Origin of the sequence: Streptomyces sp. GD-15H, from assembly GCF_045291515.1 — a bacterium.
Taxonomy (GTDB): domain Bacteria; phylum Actinomycetota; class Actinomycetes; order Streptomycetales; family Streptomycetaceae; genus Streptomyces.
Genome location: NZ_CP149447.1, coordinates 60,501 through 81,605 on the forward strand (window position 1 = coordinate 60,501; position 21,105 = coordinate 81,605).

General features: G+C 71.0%; 19 protein-coding genes and 2 pseudogenes. 9 read left to right on the forward strand and 12 right to left on the reverse strand.

What is annotated here, in order from left to right:
* Positions 1 to 2 precede the first annotated feature (2 nt).
* The gene (locus WJ438_RS00350) at positions 3 to 1,886 is read right to left on the reverse strand and encodes an ATP-dependent nuclease (RefSeq protein ID WP_406723439.1); all 1,884 of its coding nucleotides are present in this window, start codon (positions 1,884 to 1,886) and stop codon (positions 3 to 5) included.
* 638 nt (positions 1,887 to 2,524) lie between these two features.
* Positions 2,525 to 2,794, reverse strand: a pseudogene (locus WJ438_RS00355) (hypothetical protein); the annotation flags it as partial.
* 92 nt (positions 2,795 to 2,886) lie between these two features.
* Between WJ438_RS00355 and WJ438_RS00360 the strand changes: the two are divergent.
* Positions 2,887 to 3,024: a hypothetical protein gene (locus WJ438_RS00360; RefSeq protein ID WP_406723440.1), complete on the forward strand. Its 138-nt coding sequence runs from the start codon at positions 2,887 to 2,889 to the stop codon at positions 3,022 to 3,024.
* 70 nt (positions 3,025 to 3,094) lie between these two features.
* On the opposite strand, the gene WJ438_RS00365 is transcribed toward WJ438_RS00360, so the two are convergent.
* Positions 3,095 to 4,783: an amidohydrolase gene (locus WJ438_RS00365; RefSeq protein WP_406723441.1), complete on the reverse strand. Its 1,689-nt coding sequence runs from the start codon at positions 4,781 to 4,783 to the stop codon at positions 3,095 to 3,097.
* Between the two features lie 741 nt (positions 4,784 to 5,524).
* Here WJ438_RS00365 and WJ438_RS00370 point away from each other — a divergent pair.
* The 6 genes from WJ438_RS00370 to WJ438_RS00395 all read left to right on the forward strand — a co-directional run bounded on the left by WJ438_RS00370 (position 5,525) and on the right by WJ438_RS00395 (position 10,613).
* A complete protein-coding gene (locus tag WJ438_RS00370; RefSeq protein ID WP_406723442.1) occupies positions 5,525 to 6,721 on the forward strand; it encodes a helix-turn-helix domain-containing protein in 1,197 nt (398 codons plus the stop codon).
* A gap of 257 nt (positions 6,722 to 6,978) precedes the next feature.
* Complete coding sequence (locus WJ438_RS00375; RefSeq protein WP_406723443.1) at positions 6,979 to 7,398, forward strand: ATP-binding protein; 420 nt, start codon at positions 6,979 to 6,981, stop codon at positions 7,396 to 7,398.
* Positions 7,395 to 7,820 carry a DUF6415 family natural product biosynthesis protein gene (locus tag WJ438_RS00380; RefSeq protein WP_406723444.1) on the forward strand — a complete coding sequence of 142 codons (426 nt, stop codon included), beginning with the start codon at positions 7,395 to 7,397 and terminating at the stop codon, positions 7,818 to 7,820. The genes WJ438_RS00375 and WJ438_RS00380 overlap by 4 nt, the downstream gene beginning before the upstream one ends.
* Positions 7,817 to 8,530, forward strand: a complete 714-nt coding sequence (locus tag WJ438_RS00385; RefSeq protein ID WP_406723445.1) for a hypothetical protein — start codon at positions 7,817 to 7,819, stop codon at positions 8,528 to 8,530. The genes WJ438_RS00380 and WJ438_RS00385 overlap by 4 nt, the downstream gene beginning before the upstream one ends.
* Before the next feature lie 434 nt (positions 8,531 to 8,964).
* Positions 8,965 to 9,099 (forward strand): hypothetical protein, encoded by a 135-nt coding sequence (locus WJ438_RS00390; protein WP_406723446.1) that lies wholly within the window; start codon positions 8,965 to 8,967, stop codon positions 9,097 to 9,099.
* 194 nt (positions 9,100 to 9,293) lie between these two features.
* Entirely contained in the window at positions 9,294 to 10,613 is a 1,320-nt protein-coding gene (locus WJ438_RS00395; protein ID WP_406723447.1) for a transcriptional regulator, read from the forward strand.
* Here WJ438_RS00395 and WJ438_RS00400 read toward each other — a convergent pair.
* The 9 genes from WJ438_RS00400 to WJ438_RS00440 form a co-directional block, all read right to left on the reverse strand.
* Positions 10,546 to 11,256, reverse strand: a complete 711-nt coding sequence (locus tag WJ438_RS00400; RefSeq protein ID WP_406723448.1) for a nitroreductase — start codon at positions 11,254 to 11,256, stop codon at positions 10,546 to 10,548. The two genes, WJ438_RS00395 and WJ438_RS00400, sit on opposite strands and share 68 nt — an antisense overlap.
* Positions 11,253 to 12,323 (reverse strand): cation:proton antiporter, encoded by a 1,071-nt coding sequence (locus tag WJ438_RS00405; protein ID WP_406723449.1) that lies wholly within the window; start codon positions 12,321 to 12,323, stop codon positions 11,253 to 11,255. The genes WJ438_RS00400 and WJ438_RS00405 overlap by 4 nt, the downstream gene beginning before the upstream one ends.
* A gap of 320 nt (positions 12,324 to 12,643) precedes the next feature.
* Entirely contained in the window at positions 12,644 to 13,516 is an 873-nt protein-coding gene (locus WJ438_RS00410; protein WP_406723450.1) for a dimethylarginine dimethylaminohydrolase family protein, read from the reverse strand.
* A 129-nt stretch (positions 13,517 to 13,645) separates the two neighbouring features.
* The gene (locus WJ438_RS00415; RefSeq protein ID WP_406723451.1) at positions 13,646 to 14,080 is read right to left on the reverse strand and encodes a GFA family protein; all 435 of its coding nucleotides are present in this window, start codon (positions 14,078 to 14,080) and stop codon (positions 13,646 to 13,648) included.
* Positions 14,080 to 14,943: a DUF3865 domain-containing protein gene (locus WJ438_RS00420; RefSeq protein ID WP_406723452.1), complete on the reverse strand. Its 864-nt coding sequence runs from the start codon at positions 14,941 to 14,943 to the stop codon at positions 14,080 to 14,082. Before WJ438_RS00420 ends, WJ438_RS00415 begins: the two co-directional genes overlap by 1 nt.
* Positions 14,940 to 16,220, reverse strand: a complete 1,281-nt coding sequence (locus WJ438_RS00425; RefSeq protein WP_406723453.1) for a hypothetical protein — start codon at positions 16,218 to 16,220, stop codon at positions 14,940 to 14,942. The genes WJ438_RS00420 and WJ438_RS00425 overlap by 4 nt, the downstream gene beginning before the upstream one ends.
* Before the next feature lie 74 nt (positions 16,221 to 16,294).
* Complete coding sequence (locus tag WJ438_RS00430; protein ID WP_406723454.1) at positions 16,295 to 17,428, reverse strand: inosamine-phosphate amidinotransferase 1; 1,134 nt, start codon at positions 17,426 to 17,428, stop codon at positions 16,295 to 16,297.
* Positions 17,429 to 17,536: 108 nt separating this feature from the next.
* Positions 17,537 to 18,616, reverse strand: a complete 1,080-nt coding sequence (locus WJ438_RS00435; RefSeq protein ID WP_406723455.1) for a fatty acid desaturase family protein — start codon at positions 18,614 to 18,616, stop codon at positions 17,537 to 17,539.
* Positions 18,617 to 18,737: 121 nt separating this feature from the next.
* Positions 18,738 to 18,869 (reverse strand): hypothetical protein, encoded by a 132-nt coding sequence (locus WJ438_RS00440; RefSeq protein ID WP_406723456.1) that lies wholly within the window; start codon positions 18,867 to 18,869, stop codon positions 18,738 to 18,740.
* Positions 18,870 to 19,306: 437 nt separating this feature from the next.
* Here WJ438_RS00440 and WJ438_RS00445 point away from each other — a divergent pair.
* Both WJ438_RS00445 and WJ438_RS00450 read left to right on the forward strand, forming a co-directional pair.
* A pseudogene (locus tag WJ438_RS00445) lies at positions 19,307 to 20,113 on the forward strand (amino acid--tRNA ligase-related protein); the annotation flags it as partial.
* Positions 20,114 to 20,226: 113 nt separating this feature from the next.
* On the forward strand, positions 20,227 to 21,069 hold the full coding sequence (locus tag WJ438_RS00450; protein WP_406723457.1) for a TauD/TfdA dioxygenase family protein: 843 nt from the start codon (positions 20,227 to 20,229) through the stop codon (positions 21,067 to 21,069).
* Positions 21,070 to 21,105 lie beyond the last annotated feature (36 nt).

A 21,105-nucleotide genomic window follows, 5' to 3' on the forward strand; every position in this document is an offset into this window, starting at 1 on the left:
GGTCAGGTCGCCGGGGTGCACAGGTAGTCGAACGCAGCCACCAGGTAGGGCGGAAGGTCGTCGTCCTTGACCGGGGTGGACTGCAGGAGCCGGGCGGCGTACTGGGCGGCAACGGTCTTGCTGGCTCGGTTCAGGCGCAGGGGCTTGTAGATGTCCAGGGCAGCATGGGCTAGCGACGTGCCGTTGTTCTTCCACTGCTGGACCTGGAGCCGGGCTTTGCTGTCGATGTCGGCGAGCCTGTCTGCGGTGGGCCACTTATCTCGGGAGGCAACGGCGCAGCGGACGGCTTGGTGCATGAGGGTGGCCATGGTCCAGGAAGCTGCTGCCAGGTCGTATTCGAGGGTCCAGTGGTCGGAGACGAAGGTGCGGACGTTTCCGCTGTCCTCGGCCGTCAGCGTTTTCACGTGCTCCTGGATCTGTTCCTCGCTCATCTCGGCCGAACAGTCCAGTTCTCCGCACATTTCCTTGGACGTGCCCGCGGGCACGAGGTCGCGGTCGCGGATGCAGGCCACGGTAATGGGGATCTGGGCGCCATCGCGCTGGAAGATGCGGCTGTAGCGGAACAGGCCGACGCTGCCGACGTTGACGATGCTCGCGCCGCGTTCGTTGAAGGACCGGCCCACCGCCTTAGCGAGGGCTGGTAGGAAGATGGCCTCCGCATCGCCCTCCACGATCGCAACGCCGCGGGCGAAGAACAGGTTGGCCTTGGTGACGTCTAGGAAGCGGGAGAGGAAAGCGTAGTCATCGGGGTCCAGGCGGGTCTGTCCCGGGGCTAGGCTGAAGGTCGCGCCGTGCGAGACGAGCGTGAGGTGCTCCACCGGTGTGGCGGAGGCGAGGTTGGGGCTGTGGGTGGTGCAGATGACCTGTACCGGCAGGGCCGGTCTGTCGTCGGTTTCGCCGGCGCGTTCGCGCAGCAGGTCCATGATGCGGGTCTGCAGTTGAGGGTGGAGATGGGCCTCGGGCTCCTCGATGAGCAGCAGCGGGGCAAGTTCGCTGTTACCCAGTAGGAGCAGCTCGGCCGCCATGAACAGCGCGTTGCTGTAGCCGAGTCCGTGTCGAGTCCATTCCTTGGTACCGGCGAACAGCCGAAGTTCCAGGCGTTCCAGGGCCCTGGCCAGGGTGGCGTCGCCGGAGACGCCGATCTCGCCGCGCAGAACGTCGCTGCCGATGGCGAACTTCTGCAGGTAGCGGGTGTTGATGTCGTTGCGGGCCGCGGTGATGGCCGTGTTGCGGCTGAGGTGGTGCTCGGTACGTTGCAGGATGCCGACCAGGGTCGTGGCGGTGTCTTCGACCGGGTCAAAGTCGCTTTTCTCCTGGTCCTGGATGGCGGGGTAGTCGGCGAGGATCTGCGACAGTCGCGAGCCACGGCCAGAACGCAACTCGGCTTCGGCATCCCGCAGCGGGCGCAAGTAGGTGGCTTTGAGTAGTTCTCGGGCGGTGCCGTCGAGGGTTGGCCCCTTGCCGTCGGGGCCAGTGCGGGTGACGAGGGAGACCCGGCTCGAGCGCAGGGGGTCGATCATCTGGGCTCGCACGGTGACGTACAGGGAGCTGCTGCCGTCCTCTTCGGTGGTCAGCAGTTCCAGGAAGACGGCCTGCTCTTGTGGCGTGAGGTCCTTGAACCCGCAGGTGAGAGTGAAGGTGTCGGCACGGTGGCCGCCACGGATGTGGAAGTCGTCGGCAGTGATCCGGTAGTAGTCCCCCGCCGTGGTCTGCAGACACAGGCGGATGGCATCGATGACAGCGGTCTTCCCGCTGCCGTTCTCACCGACCAGGACGTTGGTGGCGGGGCCGAAGTCCATCCGCAGACGGGTATCCGTCTCACCGTCCCGATTGGGAGCGGGACCGAAGATCCGGAAGTTTTCGGCATACAGACATGCCAGGTACATGAGACGGCCCCCCGATGGTTCTTACGTTCCCGCGTCCGGCACAACACAGGTGTTCCAAACCGCCCCGACTCCCCGTTTCCCGTCTGAGCGGATATCAACGCATCATAAACACAGCCTCTTCACTCTGTGCACACATTCCTGAAATCGCGTCACCTACTTCACACGCCACACCTGGCAACGTCCGACCCTCTCCCCGCCGGGAGCTCCCGGTGCTCGCGGCCCCGAATCCGGCGCCGCGAGCACCGCGCCGCCTGTTCTGACCCATGCGGGTCTCAGGGCTACAGGGGTCGATCACCGGCTGACCAGAGCGTTCCGCCACACCACGTCCAGGGCGGCGACCTTGAGGTATGGCTAACGGCGGGGCAGTCGCCCAAGGTGGGGCGGACAGAGCGACAAGTGCTCCGTCGAGCTCACTGACGAGATGTGCCAGGCTATGGACACCGTCCGGCGGAGGGACTGCAGAAGGCCGGCACGACGGCGCGGAGCCCGAGTGGCGGGCCGGAGTCGAGTGGACGCTGCTGTGGATCGAGAACACCACCAGCCAGCTGACCGAAGGCAGACCGTAGCCAAAGGCGTCGGCAGACGAGCAGCACGGTGACCTGCCGTGGTCGGGCTGATGGTCGGGGCTGGGGGCAGAGCGTGTCGCCGGAGCAGTAGAAGCGGCAGCTCACACCCGGGCCCGACATGCGGGGTTCGCCGGGCCGTGAATCGTGCAGGGCGCGGCCACCAGGCCACCACGACAGCTCGGTGGCCAGGGCTACGCCGTCGTCGACTTCCTCCGGCCGCCAGCCCGTGATGTCCAGCAGCAGCCCGTCCAGCAGCCTGCCTATGAGCGCGGCGTACGTCCGGTGCGGAAGCGGGCCGGGGTTGGGGTCGTCGTGGTCGTGGCCCTAGACCCGGCCGCGCAGCGGCTGGCCCGAGGGCCCGGAAGCTGGTGCGGACGGCGAGACGGCCGACGGCGAAGGCCAGGAGCAGGATGCCGAAGGATGCGGGGGCGTGGGTGAGTGAGGCGGCCGCTGGACTGCTGCGATCTGCCGAGCCCCGGAAGTCCGCCGTACTGGAGCAGTTTGTGCAGCTGCGGGTCATCGACCCTGAGAACTCCTTGGCCGTACGCCGGTACGCGGCGGGACGCCTATGAGGTGGTGCGGGGCCGGCCAACTCCTCGTCGGCACTCCCCGCACCGCTGCTCAGCTCTCGGGCACGGCCTCCTACTTCTGGGGCGCGAGGTCCGGGCCCAGGGAGGAGAACTTCTCCTGGGAGACGACCCGCTGGGGCGGCCAGGTGATGTTCTTCGGGGGCCACTTCTGGCCGGTTCTCTTCAGGAACCACTCCGGGGGCTCGTACATCGGCGGCTCGTACCCGCCGGGCAGTGCCGTCTTCCACTGCACCCCGCGCGTACGCTCCTTGAACTCGTCCTTGATCGCCTTGAGCCGGTCGGGCTGGGTGACGAGGTCGACGGCGGTGGCCGCCAGATAGCGCGCGGCCGCGAGCACGGCGGCCTGGCCGGGGGCGGCGGCGGCACAGGCCGCGGTGGACCAGGTGTGCATCTTGGTGCCGATGGGGGCGAGCGCCGCGCCCATCGAGACGGTCGGCACGTTCCAGCTGATGTCGGCGACGTCCGTGGAACCGCCGCCCAGGAAGACCGGGTTGGGCGGAGTGAGGTCGCCTATCGCGTCGTGCATGCCCTTCTGCGGCAGCCCCAGGGACGCCTGGAGGTCCTTCGCGAGCTTGTGCGCCTCGTCGGTGAACTGGGGCGGTCCGATCTGCCGCATGTTCTCGTGTAGCAGCTCCGCGAACGACTTGGAGGGCAGCTGGTTCCAGCAGGCCGAGGTGATGCGGTGGCGCACGCTGGTCTGGCTGGCCTTGGCCGCGGCCTCGGAGACCGCGATGACCTTGTCCAGGAGCACCTGCACGCGCGCGGGACTGCCCTCGCGGACGTAGTAGGAGATCTCGGCTATCTCGGGGGTGACGTTGGGGATGTCGCCGCCATTGTTGATCACCCAGTGGAGCCGCCCCGAGGGGGCCAGGTTCTCCTCCCGCAGGAACTCCGACATGGTCGCCATCATCACGGCCGCGTCCAGCGCGCTCTTGTTGCCGAGAGGGGAGCCGCCATGGCCCGCGACGCCGAGGAAGGTGAAGGTGACGGCGGTCATCGCGGTGGTGGAGCCCCACCCGGTGGCGTTGGCGGTCGACGGGTGCCAGTCGAGGAAGGCGTCCAGGCCGTCGTACACGCCCTTGCTGACGGCGTAGGTCTTGCCGATCAGCGCCTCCTCGGCCGTCGAGCCGAAGAACTTCACGGTCACCGGGAGCTTGTGCTTCTTCGCCGCCTGCGCGACGGCGGCCGCCGCGGCGGCCGCGGCCGTGCCGAGCGCGCTGTGCCCGCAGCCGTGACCGGGGCCATAGCTGGGTACGAAGGGGTCATGGACGTACTCGCGCGGGTCGTGGTGACCGACGCCCTTGTTCTGCGAGAGGCCGGGCAGCGCGTCGTACTCGCCGCTGAAGCCGAGCACCGGTCCGCCGCTGCCGGAGGTGAAGGTCGCGGTGAACGCGGTCGGGAAGCCCGCGGTGCCGAACTCGACGCGGAATCCGGCCTTCTCCAGGAACGCCGCCTCGGCGATCGAGGACTTCCACTCGCGCAGCGAGAGTTCGGAGTTTTCCCAGATCTCGGAGTTGAGCCCGGTGACCCGGTCGGTGTTGGCGCTGATCCAGGCGAGCGCGGACGCCTTGGCGGGGCTGTCCTGGGCGAGGCCCGTGGGGGCGTGGTAGCCGGCGGCCGGACTGTCGTCTGCGGCGGCTGCCATCGCGGGGTCGGCCTCCGCGGTCATCGCGGCGGCGGTCACGCCGGCGGCGCCGAGGAGCTGCATGATGCGACGTCTGCTGAGTGTGGGGCCGCTCATGGTCTGAGGTTCGTGCTCGTGCTCGTGCTGATCGTGCAGGTCACACACATGGCCCTCCGGGGGTGAGGTTAGGTGTAAGCGGCAAGCGAGCAGCAACATTGGCCCCAGAACTTTACTTCGTCAACATCCTGGGCAGACAAAGTTGTTACTCAGAGGGCATGAACGACCGCGTGGGGCTGTGGGATGGGAGCGCACAGCAGCCGGGAACGGTGAGCAGCGAGCGGGCCGGCGTCGACCTGCTGCGCGGGACGAAAGACCTCGTCATGGCCCGGGCTGTGGGCGAGGAGCTACTGATGTTGCAGGCGTGGTGTCGTCAGGGTGAGTCCGGTGCCAGCAGCACCGCATGCATAGGCACCTCCCCTGCGCAGTACGCGAGTTCGGCGCGACGCCGGAACGACTCAGGCCGACGCGGCATGAGTAATTTCAACCGATCCACAAGTCTTGACAATTAGCCTGCGGGTGGGCCCCAACACCGACATGATCGCGGCGCAAGTGTCCCTCCGGGAACGCAACCGGCGCGGCCGGTGGTCGCCCGAGTCGAACACCGCGGACACCGTCTACGACCGGCCCCACACTGATCCGCGCACCGACCCGCTGTCCAAGGTCCCCCTCGGGGGTCCGTGGAAGCCACCTGATCAAGGGACGACGAAGCCCCACCGCCCTTGAGCGGTGGGGCTGTTCGTGTACCCGCGGAGCCGACCGCGGGTACCGTTCTGATGTCGAAGCAGAACAGGAGCCAGTATGCACGCTCTGCCGCAAGACCACACCGGTACCCGAATCGCACGGCTACGCCGCGAACGGCACCTGACGCAGAAGGCCCTCAGCGAACTCGCGGCCATCCCGTACAGCACTCTGACGAAGGTCGAGCAGGGCGTCATCCTCGCCTCGCCCCACGTCGTGGCAGCCTGCGCCCGCGCACTGCGCGTAGAAGTGGCGACCGTCCAAGGCCAGCCCTACGCCCAGGAGCTGCGCGCCGACCAGCTCGACGTACTGATAAGGCCCATCCGCGAAGCTCTCGATGTCTACGACCTGGGCGCGGAACCCGACCTTCGCGCACGTCGGCCGGAAGAACTGCATCGCGAGGCCGAACAGCTCTGCGCCGACGTTCGAGCAGGTGACATCAAGAGCGCTGCGTCGCGCGTCGCGGGCCTCATCGAGGAAGGCACGACCGCCGCGCATACCGCTCAGACCCGCCAGGGCTGGCTGACCCTCGCGAGTTTCTACCGGACGGCCTACGATGTTGCGGCGAAGCTGGGATACCCCGACCTCGCCCAGCTCTCTCTGGCCCGGCTCGACTGGGCGGCCCAGAGGGGATCAGACGCCGTCCTTGGGGGCTTGTATCACTACCTGCGGGTACTGACCAACCTGCGCGAAGGTAAGTTCCGCACCGGAAGCCGCCTGGTGCGCCTAGGCCTGTCCACCATCGAACAGGCAGACGCCAGCCGTGAACGCCGGGTCGTCACCGGGCAACTCCATCTTGGCGCCGCGGTGCTGGCCGGCCGTGCGCACGACGCGGACCAGGCGCACGTCCACCTCGGCGAAGCTGAGCAGATCGCAGCCAACACCGGCGAGGCGATGAATGTGCACTGGCTCGCCTTCGGGCCGACCAATGTGGGCGTGCACCGTGTCTCCGTGCTTGCGGAGTTGGACCAGTACGGCGAAGCGGTGCAGGCAGCCGAGACAACGCACATCCCGCGGGACTGGCCCAACTCCCGCACCAGCCACCACTACGCGGAGGTCGCTCGGTCCCTTCTGTGGACGGGCAATCTCGACCGCTCCTTCGAGAATCTGCTCAAGGCGCGCAAGGCGGCCCCGCAGCAGGCGAAGTATCACCCAACCGTACGAGAGACGTACGCAGGCTTGGAGGCCGCTCACCGCCGACTCCCGGACAGCTTCCTGTCGTATGGTTCCTGGCTCGGTCCCGTACCTGCGCACTAGGTTGCGCTGAGTCAATCTCTGGCCTCAACTATCAACAGCTCTTGATAGTTGGGGCCTCTACGCGCCGCCACCATGTCGTCACACGCCATTTCGACATGGAGCCGACCATGACGACTGCCCACCTACCGGCCCTGGGGCGCACCCGTCGAAGCGCCGCCATGGACGCCGCTAATCCCTCCCTGCCAACCTCCGAGGTAGCAGATCACTTACGCCGCGATCGCCACCAAGCCAGGCGTGCGCCCCTGGCCCACGACCTGATGAGCGTGTCCTTCAAGGTGTCCCCGCGCCAGGCTGGAAACGGCCTCGCGGAACGCGACACGCGCCGTGTGCAGATGGCCCGACGGGTGACCGCGGCCCGGCTGCGGTACTGCGGCCTGGAGAGCCTGGTCGACGACGCCACGCTCATCGTCTCGGAGTTGGTCACCAACGCCATTCAGCACAGCGGCGGCGCACGGGTCACCTTCACCATGACGGTCCGCGACGGCTTCCTGCGCATCGCTGTGCACGACGAGATGCCCGGCCAGCCGGTCGTCCGCAATGCCGACGACAATGCCGAGGGGGGCCGCGGTCTCTTCCTCGTTGACTGCCTCGCCGTCGCCAATGGCGGTACTTGGGGGACCAGTAACGACGGGACCACCACCTGGTGCAACCTCGCCCTCCCCGGCGGCCAACCGTGACCGCCCCCGGCACCGTTCAACGCTTCACCCGCCCTGTACCGCGGTGGACACCGCCCCTATCCGGCGACGAACTAGCCACCGTCTTACACAGGATCCGCAGCTGGCAGGCATTCGACGGGGACGCCCTCCTCGACGACGTCGCGGCCGCCCTCGACGACGTCCCGCCGGCCGAAGAGGACGTCGAGGAGATCGCCCAGCGACTCCGCGGTCACCTCATGCGGCTCGTCACCATCGCCGTTGCCGCCGAGGCCGAGCAGGACGCCACCGCGGCACAGCTCATCGGCCAGGCCCGCACGCTGCGCGCCGAGGACGTCCCCGGCCACCACCGGAAGGCCATCGGGCACCTGCGCCGGATGGGCTGGACCGCCAACGAACTCCTCGAGCGGCTCGTCGCAACGAGGTGTCTGAAGGAGGTGGCATGAGCCAGTCCCAGGCGCCCGCCCGCTCCACTGCTCCCCACACGAGAGAAGGCAACGTGCGCACCGACCCGGCCCTGGTGCCGTTCGTCATCCAGCGAGAGGGCGAGGAAGCCGCTCCGGACAACCTCCGGTTGGTCACGGTGGGCCCGGACCGGTATCGCCTCCGCTACGCGGACGAGGACCCCCGGGACCGGGACCTGCGCGCCGTGCTGTGGGGCCGCTGCTCCTTCAACCCCGTCGACGAGCGCAAGATGCCGACGGGAAAGCCCCGGTGGCGGCTCATGCACCCCTTCCGGCAGCGGATGACCATGCAGGCCATGCGCTGCCAGGTCTGCACCGAACCCGCCCGCACCCCGCTCGGATACGTGTTCCTCGCCGGGCCCGGCACGGTGGGTGCCGAGCAGACTTCAGTGCTCACCGCCCAGCCGCCGGTGTGCGCCCGGCACGTCCGCGCCTCCGCCGAGCTGTGCCCGCACCTCCACGGCGGACCCATGGTGTTCCTCGCCCAGAGCGCCCCCCTGTACGGGGTACACGGCGTCCTCTACGGCTACGGCGGCCTGGGCGTGCAGGTCATCGCCCGCCCCGACGCACCCCTGCCGTACGGGCACCCCAACCTCTCGACGTTCCTCGCCTCCCAACTGGTCAGACGCCTCAGCTCCTTCCGCCTCGTGGACCTGGGCGAACTGGTCCAAGAGCTGAAGCGCGCCGCATAGGCCCCTGCCCGACGGTCCGGATGTCCCCCGGCCTGGGCCGCCGGGCAGGTCCAACTCCCGGCGCTGGCTGTCTGACGTGTTCCCCCACGGCTCACTGAATCCAGCGCCGGACTCCAGCCCCCTTTGCCGCCCCCGCTTCCCCGAGGGGGCGGCAAAGGGCACCCCCCCTCTCAAGGGAGGTACCTGTTGAACGCTCTACTCCCCGCCTTCGCAGATCAGCTCCTCCAGCAGGGCCGAGACCCCGCCGAGATCCCCGCGATCTCTTTGCCGGCTCCCACAGACTGGCTCGCGCCTCTCGCCACGCGCATCCTGAGTGCCCTGGCCATCGGCACGCCCCGGCCGGCCACCACGAGGAAGCCGAACAGGCGGGGCGGGAGGCTTACGACGAGTTCACCGCCAACGGCCCCCGGCAGTGGACCGCCCGCAGCCTGGAGATGCTCGGCCAGAGCATGGCCGCCGCCGGACGGGACGAAGACGCGGTTGCCCTCTACACACGGGCACTGGAGCAGTTCAGCAGCGTCAGTGCCGTGGACGCGGAGCGCGTCCGGCGGCTGGGGGCGGCCCAGTGAGCACCGAAGCCGTGGACTGGGTACGTCTCCTCGCCCACGCCAGGCGGCTACGTGGTTGTTCCGCCGGCACGGATAGGGCGGGCGCATCCCGCAGCGCCCTGGTCGGCCGGCACAACTGCACGAAGGTCCTCGCCCAACTGTTCCGTGACCGGCACGCGTGAGCTGACGGCCAACCAGATCCCGGGGGTAGCCGTATGAGCGGGTCTGCGTCGGTGCGCGGCGCCGCGCAGAGGAACGGGGAACTCGAGCGGATCGTGCTGGATGAGCTCAAGTGGTCGATGTCGGGGTTCGCCAAGAGGATCCGCGAGCATTGCGCGGCCACCGGCCGTCCCCGGTCCGTGAGCACGAGCACGGTGTCGCGATGGTGCGCGGGGGCGCAGCCGGGTCCGGAACTGGCGGCTGCGGCGTGCTACGTCCTGTCCCGGGCGTGCAAGCGCCAGGTGACCCCTGAGAGCCTGGGCTGGTCGTCCGAGGACACGGATGTCGCCGAGCAGGCGCTCCAGTACGGCGACTTGGGACACGCGGTGCGGATGCTGCGGCGGCTGTGGCAGATGGACGCCGTGCCCAGGAGTGCGGCGGTGCGAAGGATGCCGTTCGCCTCGATGCCCTCCGCGGTCGAGGCGCTGGTCATGCTGCCCGACACGGAGATCGCCGGGCGCGGACAGCGGCGGGTGACCGTGGCGGACATCGAGCTCCTGGACGCGCACACCGACCTGTACGGCAGGACGGACGCCCGGCACGGAGGCGGGCAGTTCCGCTCGGTGTTCGCCGCCTTCCTCGCCGCCCACGCCGTTCCGCTGCTCGAAGGGGGGTTCAACGCCGGGCGTGGCCGGCTGCTGTACGGCAGTGTCGCCGACGCGGTGCTCGCGCTGGCGAGCATGGCCTACGACGACCAGCTGCCGGGTCTGGCTCAGCGCTACGACCTGCAGGCGATGCGGCTGGCGCAGGCGATTGGGGATCGCGGCCGGCTGGCGCGCGGCTGCATTCACCAGGCCCGGCTGGCGGCGGTGCGGGGCGATGGCCAGGAGGTGCTGACCCATGCCCGCAGCGCGGTGGTCGTGGCGACTGGTGCGCCGGCGTTGGTGCGGGCCTACGTTGCGGTGACGGAGGCGAGGGCGTGGGCCTACAACGGTGACGGCGCGCAGTGCCGGGCGGCGGTGGAGCGGGCGCGTACCGCGTTCGATAAGGCCGGGCGCGGGTCGGACCCGAGGTGGCTGGCGTGGCTGGACCGCCCGGAGCTGGAGGGGCAGGCCGCGTGGGCGCTGGCGATGGCCGGGCTGGTCGAGGACGGTGAGCAGGCGCTGAAGGTGGCGATGGGCCTGCCGCCGGAGCGGACGCGCGACAGCGTGGAGTTGCTGATCACCGGTGCGGAGCTGGCGCGGCTGCGCGGCGACCGGGCCGAGTGGGAGGAGTTGCTGGCGAGGGCGACGGCGGCCGCTCAGCACCTCAAGAGCCGGCGTCTGGCGCGGCGCCTGGCTGACGCCGCCGCGGGCGGCCCGCTCCATGCCTTCTGACCCCGGTCGGGTCGGGTCGGGCCCGGCGCGAGCCGGTCGATGACATGGCGGCGTCAGCGGTCGGTGTCGCCGAGCCAGCTGAGCTTGGTGCCGACGTCGGCAGGGGCACGGGGCCGGGGCCCCTCACCGGGGACGGGGTGCCGACGTACAGGTATCCGAGCAGCTGCTCGCCGTCGCCGACGCCGAGGTGCTTGCGGACCTGGGGCGCGTCCGGGTAGGGCCCGCCGAACCAGACACCGCCCCAGCCGCGGGCGTCGAGGAGCAGCAGCAGCGTGGTGGCCATCGCGGACGTCGCGGCCAGCTGCTCCCAGCGCGGGACGGCCGGGTGGTCGCGGGGCTGGAAGACGAGGGCGAGCATCAACGGGGCACGCAGGTGTTTGGCGGCGATCCTCTCGGCCAGGTCGGCGGTGGACGCGGCCTGGGCCGCGGCTTCCCCGAGCCGGACGCGGGCGTTGCCGCAGATCGCGATCAGACGCCAGGGGCGCAACTGGCCATGGTCGGGCGCGGTGACCGCGGCCGCCAGGAGGTCGAGGAGTTCGTCCGGGCCCGGGGCGGGCTCGGTAAGCCGGATGGTGCTGCGCCGGGTGCGGATCGCCGTCTCGGCGTCGACCGCGGCGGCCCGTGCGGCGGGGACGGTGGTCATCGGGTCGCTCCCGGGGTGTTGGGCAACGCCGTGACCGGCACCCCACCGGGGGACGGGGCGGTGAGGTCGGGGGCGTTGCGAGTGAGGCGGTCGAGCAGTGGCGCGGTGGCGGCGGTGGTCACGACGGCCATGACGACCATGATCGTGAACAGGTTCGTGGAGATGACGCCGAGCTGGAGGCCGATGCCGAGGACGACGATCTCGGTGATCCCGCGGCAGTTCATCAGGGTGCCCAGCAGCGCCGACCACCGCCAGTCGCAGCCGGCGAGCCGGGCTGCTCCGGCGGCGCCGACCCACTTGCCCGTCACGGCGACGGCCAGGACGAGCGCGGCCCACCCCCATTGGCCGGCGGGGAGGGCGGCGAGGTCGGTGTGCAGACCGATGTCGACGAAGAAGAGCGGCAGCAGCACCGGGACGACCACCGCCTGGAGGCGAGCAGCGCTGCGTTCCACGGCTGGCACCCCGCGCGGCACGGTCGCGCCGACCAGGAACGCGCCGATCGCGGGGTGGACGCCGATCCGGTCGGTGGCGCACGCGGCCAGGAGCAGCCCGGTGACCAGCAGCACCGTCACCAAGTCGTCGGAGGTGCGGGCGGCGCGCTCCAGCGTCCGCTTCACGACGGGGCGCGCCGCCGCCAGCGCGGCGGTGAGGGCGGCGGCCAGGGCGAGGGCGGTGAGCGCGTCCAGCGGGGAGCCGGCGGCGGCCAGGGAGGTGACGGCGATGAGCAGGCACCAGGCGAGGGCGTCGTCTGCGGCGGCGCACGCGAGCGCGAAGGTGCCCAGCCGGGTGGTGGCCAGGCCTTTGTCGGTGAGGATCCGTGCGAGGACGGGAAAGGCGGTGATGGACAGGGCTGTGGCGATGAACAGGACGAACGGCAGTTGCTGCACGCCGGGCGGTGCGAGGGCCGGGTACATCGCGAGCGCGAGGGCGGCGCCGAGCGCGAGGGGCAGCAGGATGCTGCCAGCGGCGACGGAGGCGACGGCGCGGCGGGTGGCGCGCAAGGAGCCCAGGTCGAGTTCGAGGCCGATGAGGAAGAGGAAGACGAGCAGGGCGAGGTTGCCGAGCACGGAGGTGTAGGGCAGGACGGCGGGCGGCAGCAGAAGGTGCTGGACGCCGGGGCGAGCCAGCCGAGGAGGGAGGGGCCAAGGAGCACGCCGACGGCCATCTCGCCGATGACGGGCGGCTGGCCGAGGCGGCGGGCGGCCCAGCCGCCGGCCTGGCAGGCCAGCACCACGGCGGGGACGGCGGCGAGGACGAGTGAGAGGGGACTGGACAACGCAGGGATCCTCCGGGAACGGCGACGAGGGGCCGGCGGGCGTGCGCGAGCGGCCCGCAGGCCAGGAGTGGTCGAGCCGGGAGCGGACAGCTTCGGGAAGGCGAGCGGGGGTCAGGTGCGCAGCAGGGGCAGGGTGGTGCAGCGCAGGGAGCCGGGGATGCGGGTGACCTCGCCGTAGTCGACGGTCAGGACCTCGAGTCCGCGGGCGGCCAGGGCGGCGGCGATGCGGTCGCTGCCGGCGGCGACCACGATCGTGGTGGGGGCGATGGCCAGGACGTTGACCTGGACCGCGCGGGCCTCGGCGTCAGTGACCGGGAGAAGGTCGTCGAAGTGGGCGTCGAACCAGCGGTTCTGGTCGGCGGTGAACACTTCGCGGTGGATGAGGGCGGTGCCGGGCGCGACCACGGCGAGGTGGTCGTCGAGGTGGACGATCCCCTTGACCGCGAAGTGCACGGGGACGACCTCGCGGTCGACGCCGTGCCGGGCGAGGGCCTCCTGGAGGGCTGCCGCACCGGCGGGGCTGGTCTCCTCGCTCAGGCCGACGAGGACGCGGCCGGTGTCGGGGAGCAGGACGTCACCGCCCTCGATCGTGCCGCGCTCGAGGTCGACGGGCCGCAGTCCGAGCGCGGGGTCGGTGAGGGCGTCGGTCTCGGGAAGGCGGTGCGTGGAGTTCAGGCGGGCCCGGACCAGGACGTGGTCGACGGCGAAGGCGATGTCGCGGGGGTAGTGCTGGGCGGAGCAGCCCGGCGCCGCGGGGAGCAGGACTACCTCGGTGCCACGCTCGCGCAACAGACCGATCAGCTGATCCTGTTGCGCGCGGACGGCGGCGGGATCGTAGGCAGTCCAGGCGCTGGTGGCCTGCTGGCGGGCGAGGACGGGGTGAACGCCGGGGCCGGTCAGGGGGCGGGTGAAGTCGCCGGCGTGTCGCATGGCGACGCGGCGCAGGGTTCCGTACTCGGTGGCGACATGGGTGGCAGTGGGCACAGGTCCTCCCGGGGGCGGTCGGTGCGGGCGCTGGTGGTGCGGGGTGGAGGCGGCCCCAGCACGGCCCGGTGGCGGGGTGCCTGCGGGGGCGGGCGCTGTCAGGTGCGCCTGCCCCCGCAGGGTCCGGGGTCAGCCGGCCGTCGCGGGCTGGTTGTCGTACTGGGCGAGCCAGGGGGCGGCCTCGGCGAGCCGGTTCAGGTTGGTGGGTACCAGGGCCGGGTCGTTGTCGTGGTGGTCGAGGGCGGTGGCGAGGATGCCGATGATCGTGTCGTCGCCGTGGTCGCGGGCGGCGATGTGGCTGCCGCACGCGCCGCAGAAGCTGCGGGCGGTCTTGCCGGGGTGGGTGTCGAACCAGGTCGGCTCGGCGCCGGTCCACGTCAGCCCGGCCATCGGGAAGCCGAGCCACCACTGGAACGGCGCGCCGGAGCGCTTGGCGCAGTGCGCGCAGGCGCAGATGTGCGGGTCGTCCACCGGGCCGGTGACGGTGAAGCGGACCCTCCCGCACAGGCATCCGCCGGAGCGGACCTCGGGGCCGGAGGCGGTGGCGGTGGCAGTCTCGGACACTAGTTCAATTCCCTTGCGAGGTATGCCAGTTGGGTCCACCAGTGTGCCATCGCGTTGAAGATCTGCAGGAAGCCCTCCAGGGCCTGCGGCAGGTCCAGGTGGAAGAGGTCACTCTGACGGATGAACCGGGCCAGGCCCTCGATGTGCGCCTCTTCCACGCTCATGCCGCCGACCTGGGCGGCCTCGTGGCCCTCGTCGAGGTGAAGCCGGTAGTAATAGTCCAGGTTCTTCAGCTCCGCGCCGCTGGCCCCGATGGTCAGCTCGCCGTACCGGTCAGTGATGTCCCGCAGGATCTCGGTCTCTGCGACGGCGACGCCCTCGGTGGCGTAGTAGCCGCCGGCGATGAGGCCGGTCATGTGGGAGTTCACGAGTACCTGGTGCTGGAGGACGAGCTTGGCGGTCTCGTCGGCGGGGACGTGACCGTTGACGAGCAGGCCGAGGTCGGCGAGCAGCGCACGGGTGTAGAGGATGTAGTGGGCGGGGACCTTGCCGGGCTCGCCGCCCTCCTCCAGGAAGTTGCGGTCGAACTCGTGCCCGAGGGCGGGGCAGGAGCCGTAGACCTGCTGGGCGGCCAGGCGCAGGAACTGGGCGTTGTGCCGGGCGAAGACGGCGAGCTCGGCGATGTACATGCGGGCCTGGGCCGCGGTGAGGGTGCTGGGGTCGACCAGGGCGCGGATCTGCCGGTAGATCGTGTCGATCATGGGCTTGAGGTGCTTGTCGACGAGGTCGTCGCCGCTGGTGCGGGTGCCCTGGAGGGTGGCGTGGAGGTAGCTGCGGGTCTCCGGGTTCGCCTTCAGATACGCCTCGACGAGGCTGGTACCGCTGCGGCTTTCGAGCATGGGTGCGGGTGCGGTGGTGGTCACTCGGTCTCCTCGGGCGTGGTGGTGACGGTCAGGCCGCCGGTGGCGCCGAGCGTGCGGATCGCGGCGATCACCTTCGGGTCGTCGGGAAGGGTGGTCGGGCCGGTGTTGAGGCGCTCGACCAGGTCGGGGGTGAGGACGGCGGGGTCGGCCGCCGTCTCGCAGCCGCGGAGGAACGCCTGCTCGCCGGTGACCATCAGCCGGTAGGGTGCGCGCACCGCGACGCTGGCGCCGGGCACGAGGGAGGCGGCCGCGAATGCGGCGGCCTCGTCGCGGGCGAGGTCGTTCTCGGTCTGCTGCCAGCCGCCGTTGCTGAGGACGGTGTACCAGCGCTGGTGGGCGTGCTGCTCGGCGGCGGCAGGCGCCTGCTCGGCGGCCGCGGCAAACGCGGCGGCGGTCACCGTGCTCAGGCGGCGCGCGAGCTCGTCGGGGCCGGCGGTCAGCGGATGCATCGGGGACGGCCTGCCGGCATCGGTGTCCGGCTCGCTGGCCAGCACGGTGCCGAGGAGGTCCGGCGCGATCCAGGCCCGGGCGATCGCGGCGTCGGGGAAGGTGTAGAGGGGGATGGCGACGGAGACGGAGAACTCGCTCTGCCGGCCGACGTGGAAGACCCGCTCAGGTAGGAACAGCGCGTCGCCGGGCTCCAGGGCGAAGTGCTCGCCGTGCTCCAGGAGCCACGTGTAGTCGCCGTACAGCGGGTCGCTGCCGCCGGTGAGCTTGTGGTACTCCTCGGCCGGCCAGCAGTAGAAGTCCTTGGTGCCGGGCCCGTAGTGGGTGAGGAAGGCGTTCTCGTAGCCCTCGTGGACGCCGAACGCGGTCCCGCTGTAGTTGCCGACGAAGGCGACCAGTTCAGCGCCGCCGGCCGGGACGCCCCAGCCGTCGATCAGCGCGCCGACGAACTCGCCCAGTCCCGCTGCCAGCGGGGGGCTGACGCTCTCCAGGGTGTTGAGGACCAGGCTGAACCGCTCGGCGCCGACCTGCTCCTGCATCCACGCAGGAAAGCCGCCCTCCGGCCAGCCGTCGGCGGCCAGCACCTTGTCCACCAGGTCGGGGCGGTGCTCCTCGCCCACATACACGCGGGCGTTCGCGGTGATCTCCACTTCGGCGGCGTGGGCGCGGCGGATCGCGGCGAAGCCGTCCAGGACGGCGGCCGCGTTCGCCGCCGAGGCGGGGACGACGCCCTTGAACAGGTACGGGCGCCTCATGCTGGCGGTCTTCTCGGGCAGGATGTCGGTCCAGAAGGCGCGGGGCGGGGGCCACGCTCCGGTACTGCTGCTCATGGCCGGGTACTCCTTGGAGTTCAGGCCGCGCGGGTGGCGGCCGGACGGACTTGTAGGGGTGCGGACCGGGGCGCTCAGGCCGCGAGGTAGTCCTCGAGGCCGCCGTCGCGGACGGTGTCGAGGGTGAAGCAGTGGTGCCCGCCGCCGAACAGCCGCCGGTGGCGGTGGCGGACCGGGACGACGGTGAAGCCGCGCTGCTCCAGCAGCTCGATCAGCTCCGGGTAGAAGGAGTTGACGACCACCGTGTTCTCGTCGATCGACAGGACGTTGATGTCGATGTACCGGGACGCGGTGGGGATCACGAACCCGAACGCGTCGTAGTCCTGCTCGGCCACGGCGCTCGGCGGCGGGTAGATCGCCTCCCAGCCGCGCATCGCCTCCGGCAGGAACTGGAGGTACTGCGGGGAGCGCAGCAGCATCAGGCCCGGGCGCAGCGGGACGACGATGGAGTCGACGTGGTTGTCGGCGATCCCCGGCAGCCGGTGCAGGCGCAGGTCGGGGAAGGTGCGGGCCAGCCACCGGTAGGCGAGCTCGTGGTTGTGGTTGGCGACGTTGACCAGCACGTCGCGTCCCAGGCGGATGCACTGCGCGCCGTCGAAGACCATCTCCAGGCCGAGGCCGTCGATCGGCAGAGCGGCCTCGCCGGCCATCGCCGCGGCGACGTCGATGCCCTGCTGGTCAAAGTAGGCGGTGTCGAGGGAGCGGGCGGCGAGCGCGGGGCGCGGCATGGACAGCCAGTTCGCGCCCTGCTCGAAGTAGCGGGTGAAGTGGGGCTTGAGGTGGTCGTTCTCGAAGATCCGGCCGCGGATGTGCGGAGCGGTCTCCACGATCGTCTCCCCGAGGATGATCGCGTTGTCGCGGACGTTCAGCGGCGGTGTCGCGCCGCTGCTCCACCACGGGGAGGACACCTGGACGTTTTTGCCCGGCGCGGAGGGGCGCAGCACACGCACTCCGCAGCCGGCGAGGGCGTCGGCGAAGCCGGCGACGTCCTCGTTCAGCTCGTCGACGATCTGCTGCGGGATCGACAGCTGCCGCTGTCCGTCGGCCAGGTGGGGGGCGACGTTCTCGAAGTAGAACAGCCGCCAGGTCGGGTCGGCGTCGTGCTCGGTGTAGTGGTCGGCGCGGCCGACGACGACCTCGCGCAACCGGGTGAAGTCGTCGAAGCTGTGCACACCCTTGGCGGGCGGACTGAGCTGGGGATGGGTCATGGGTGGCCGCCTCCTCGGCGGCAGGGTCCGGCGCGGCACGGGCGGGCACGGGGTGCCGCCCGGACGGCACTGCGGCAGACCGGTCGTTGGACAGGGAGAAGGGATTGGTCAGGCGGCCGTACGCTCGGTGGCCACGGCCTGCTGGGGTGCGGGCTGGGAGGTGAGGCGGGAGATGATGTCTTCGATCACGCACGGCACCTGGGGGGTGGAGCGGCGGCGGAAGAAGTAGCCGGAGCACCACGGCACCTCGTCCCAGCGCTCCAGGCGCTCGGAGAGGAGGGCGGTGGCCTCGGGCAGGCGCCGCCAGGGGATCTTGGGGCACCAGTGGTGCACCGGGTGGAACATGTCGTCGAGGTGGCCGCCGAGCAGGTGCCGGGTGAGCCAGTGCGAGGACCAGCCGCGGGTCTGCAGCAGCACATCGTCGCGGTTCTCGATCAGCCCGGCGTGGTTGCCGAGGTCGGTGATCCAGGTGACCACCGGCCGCACGAACACCAGCGGGACCAGCCAGTACAGCAGCAGGTCGCCGAGGACGCCGAAGGACCAGCACACGGTAGCGACGCCCGCCCACAGCACCGCGCGGGTGGCCGGCGCCCACCGGCTCTCCCGCGGGCCGCGGGTCACCAGCACTTGAAGCGCCGACGTCGGCAGCCGCCACAGCGCGGCCTTGACGATCACCCGCAGCACGAACCCGGTCCGGCTCATCGGTGCCCGGACGGTATGAAGGCGCCCGGCCCGGTACGACTGGAACATCGGATCGTCCCCGGTGCCCAACTGCGCGTGGTGCACCCCGTGGGTGGCCCGGTAGGGCCGCAGCCCCTCGCCGAGCATCCCGGTCAGCAGGTACCCCACCACTCGGTTGCCGCGCGCGGTGGCCAGCAGTTTCGCGTGGACGCACTCGTGCGCCAGGTTCGACAGGTGCCGCTGGCGCACCCCGATGTACAGCACCGCGAGCAGCGGCCCGACGACGTGCCCGACCAGGGAGCCGGCGAGCGTCGCCAGGACGATCGCGCTGACATCGCACGCGACGTCCCGCAGGCCGACCCTCGGAGCGCCGCACAGGCCCTCCAGCTTGCCGATCAGCTCCGGCCCCAGCGCCTGCCGGACCGGGCCGGACGCGCCGGTCGTGTGCCGGGTGCGTCTCGGTGTCTTCTCGCGCCGGCGTACCGACCACCGGCTGGGCCTGCCCATCTGCTCTCCTCCGGACATCACTGGACTGGAACTGGACATTGGCCTTCCGTGAACCGCTGCCGGTGGGGCGGGGCGCCCCGCCCACCGGCAGCAGCACGTCAGCCGATCAGGACGATCGGGGTCAGGCGGCGGCGGGGCGCATGCCGAGCTTGACGCCCGGGCGCTGACCGAGCTTCACGGCGTCCGCGCCGGGGCGCATGCCGAGCTTGACGCCCGCGCCCGGGCGCATGCCGAGCTTCAGGCTGTGGTCCATGTGCTCTCCTCTCGGGCCGCGGGCATGCCGCGGCCACGTGTGGTGAATCGGATGGTCGAGCCAGAGATGAGCGCGGCTCGAAGAAGCCGGCCGGGCGCTGCGCCGAGGGCGCCGGTGAAGCCGTCGCGCCGAGTGGCCGTGCCATCACGCTAGGGCCGCACCAGGGGCACCGGCAACGGGTCATGACGTTGCGCCAGGTGCGCCGGGGCGTTGCGTATCCGTTGCGTCCGCCTTGTCGCTGACCTGGGAAAACGCATCTGCGAGCCGCTGGAATCGTGGTCACCTGCCGCGCACCGGCCGAACGGCCCGGTGTGCGCGGTCTTCTGTGCGTCGGCGGCGTGCGGCTACCTTGAGGCGCTCCGAGGGGGCCGCGCCGCCCAGGCCGCACCCGGTTCACCAACTCCCTTCCTGTGTAGACGAGTTGAGAGGACGCATGCATGTCCGCACTGTCCGGTCCCATCCGCGCCAAGGCCCACGTCCTGCGCGGCCTGCGGGCCCTGCTGCACGACGAGGGCTTCACCGAGGTCGTCACCCCCGTCGCGCGCCGCGCCGACCTCGGGCCCGGCCGCCGCGCACCCGCCGGCCTCCACGAAGGCCGGTACCTGCGCGCGATGATCGGCCCGGCGCTGCGCGTCAACGTGAGCACCGACCTCCCGCGGGTGTACGAGATCGGCCCGTGCTTCCGGCCCGAGCCCCCGGACGCCCTCCACGCCGCCGAGTTCACGATGCTCGACCTGTACGCCGCGCACCTCGGCTTCGAGGACCTGATCAGCCTCGCCTGGCGCCTGGTCGGCCCGCACCTGCCCTCCTACGCCCCCGAGAGGGTCTCGATCGCCGACCACGTCCACGACAAGTTCGGCATCGACCTGCGCACCGAGCCCATCGATGGCCTGCACCCGCGCATGGCCGCCCGGATCGGCGCCGACGCGGGCGAGCCGTTCCGCGACGTCCTCGGCCGCTACATCACCCTCGAACTCGAGGCCGGCACCACGGGCCGCGCGATGTTCCTGACCGACTACCCACCCGGCGGCGACGAGCCGTGCGCCCGCCTGGCCCCCGGCACCACCGCCGTCCTGGAGCGGTTCGAACTGATCGTCGACGGCATCGAACTCGTCCACGGCTACACCGACGAGACGGACCGAAAGGCCTTCACCGAACGCGCCAAGGCCGTCGGCCTCCACGACGACGAGCAGCGGCTCGCCCAGGAAGCCGTCGAGGCCGGGGCCGTACCCGCGGACACCGCCGGCCTCGGCATCGGCATCGAGCGGCTGTGCGCTGCCGCCGCCGGGCTGCGCGACATCACCCCGTTCCTCCAGTCCCCCAGTTCTAACCGCCTGCCCCTCGGCCCGGAGGCACGATGGACCTTGCGATCACCCCGCTGCCCGGCGGATTCGGCGCCCGCGCCGAGACCGACCTCGCCCGCACGACCGGCCCGGCCGCAGCGCGCGCTCTCACCGACGCCCTGCACCGCCACCGCGTGCTGGTCCTGCCCGGCCAGCACCTCAACCACGCCGACCTGCTCGCCGCCGCCTCCCTGTTCGGCGCCGTCGACACCGCCACCGACCGCCGCTACACCGTCCCCGGATTCCCCGGCCTCACCGTCGTCTCCAACATCCACCAGGACGGCACGCCGATCGGCATCTACGACGGCGACCAGGAGGAGGAGTGGCACGCCGACAACTCCTTCAAGCCGCAGCTGACCGCCGCCACCCTGCTGTACTCGGTCGTCACCCCCGGCGAGGGCGGCGAGACCCGCTTCGCCGACGCCACCCGCGCCTACGCCGGGCTTCCCCCGGCGATGCGGCAGCGGATCGAGGGGATGCGCGCGGTGCACTCCGCCGAGTGGCTCGGTGTCCTGCAGAGTCAGGCCGGCGGCGGCCAGTCGTCGGTCGCGGCCGGGAGCCTGGCCGGTCACCCGGAGGTCGAGCATCCGCTCGTCCTGACCCACCCGGCCACCGGCGCCCGCTCGCTGCTGCTCGGTTCCATGGTGATCAGCGGCATCACCGGGCTCGCCGAGCAGGAGAGCCGGGCCCTGCTCGACGAGCTGCTGGCGCACACGACCAGCGCGCCGTACGTCTACAGCCACCGCTGGAAGCAGGGCGACCTGGTCGTGTGGGACAACCTCGCCACCCTTCACACCGCCTCCCCCTGCGACAGCTCCCGCCACCGCCGGCTGCTGTACCGCGCCGCCGTCCGATAGCCGAAAGCCCCGCGTTCACGCCGCCGGATGACCCGC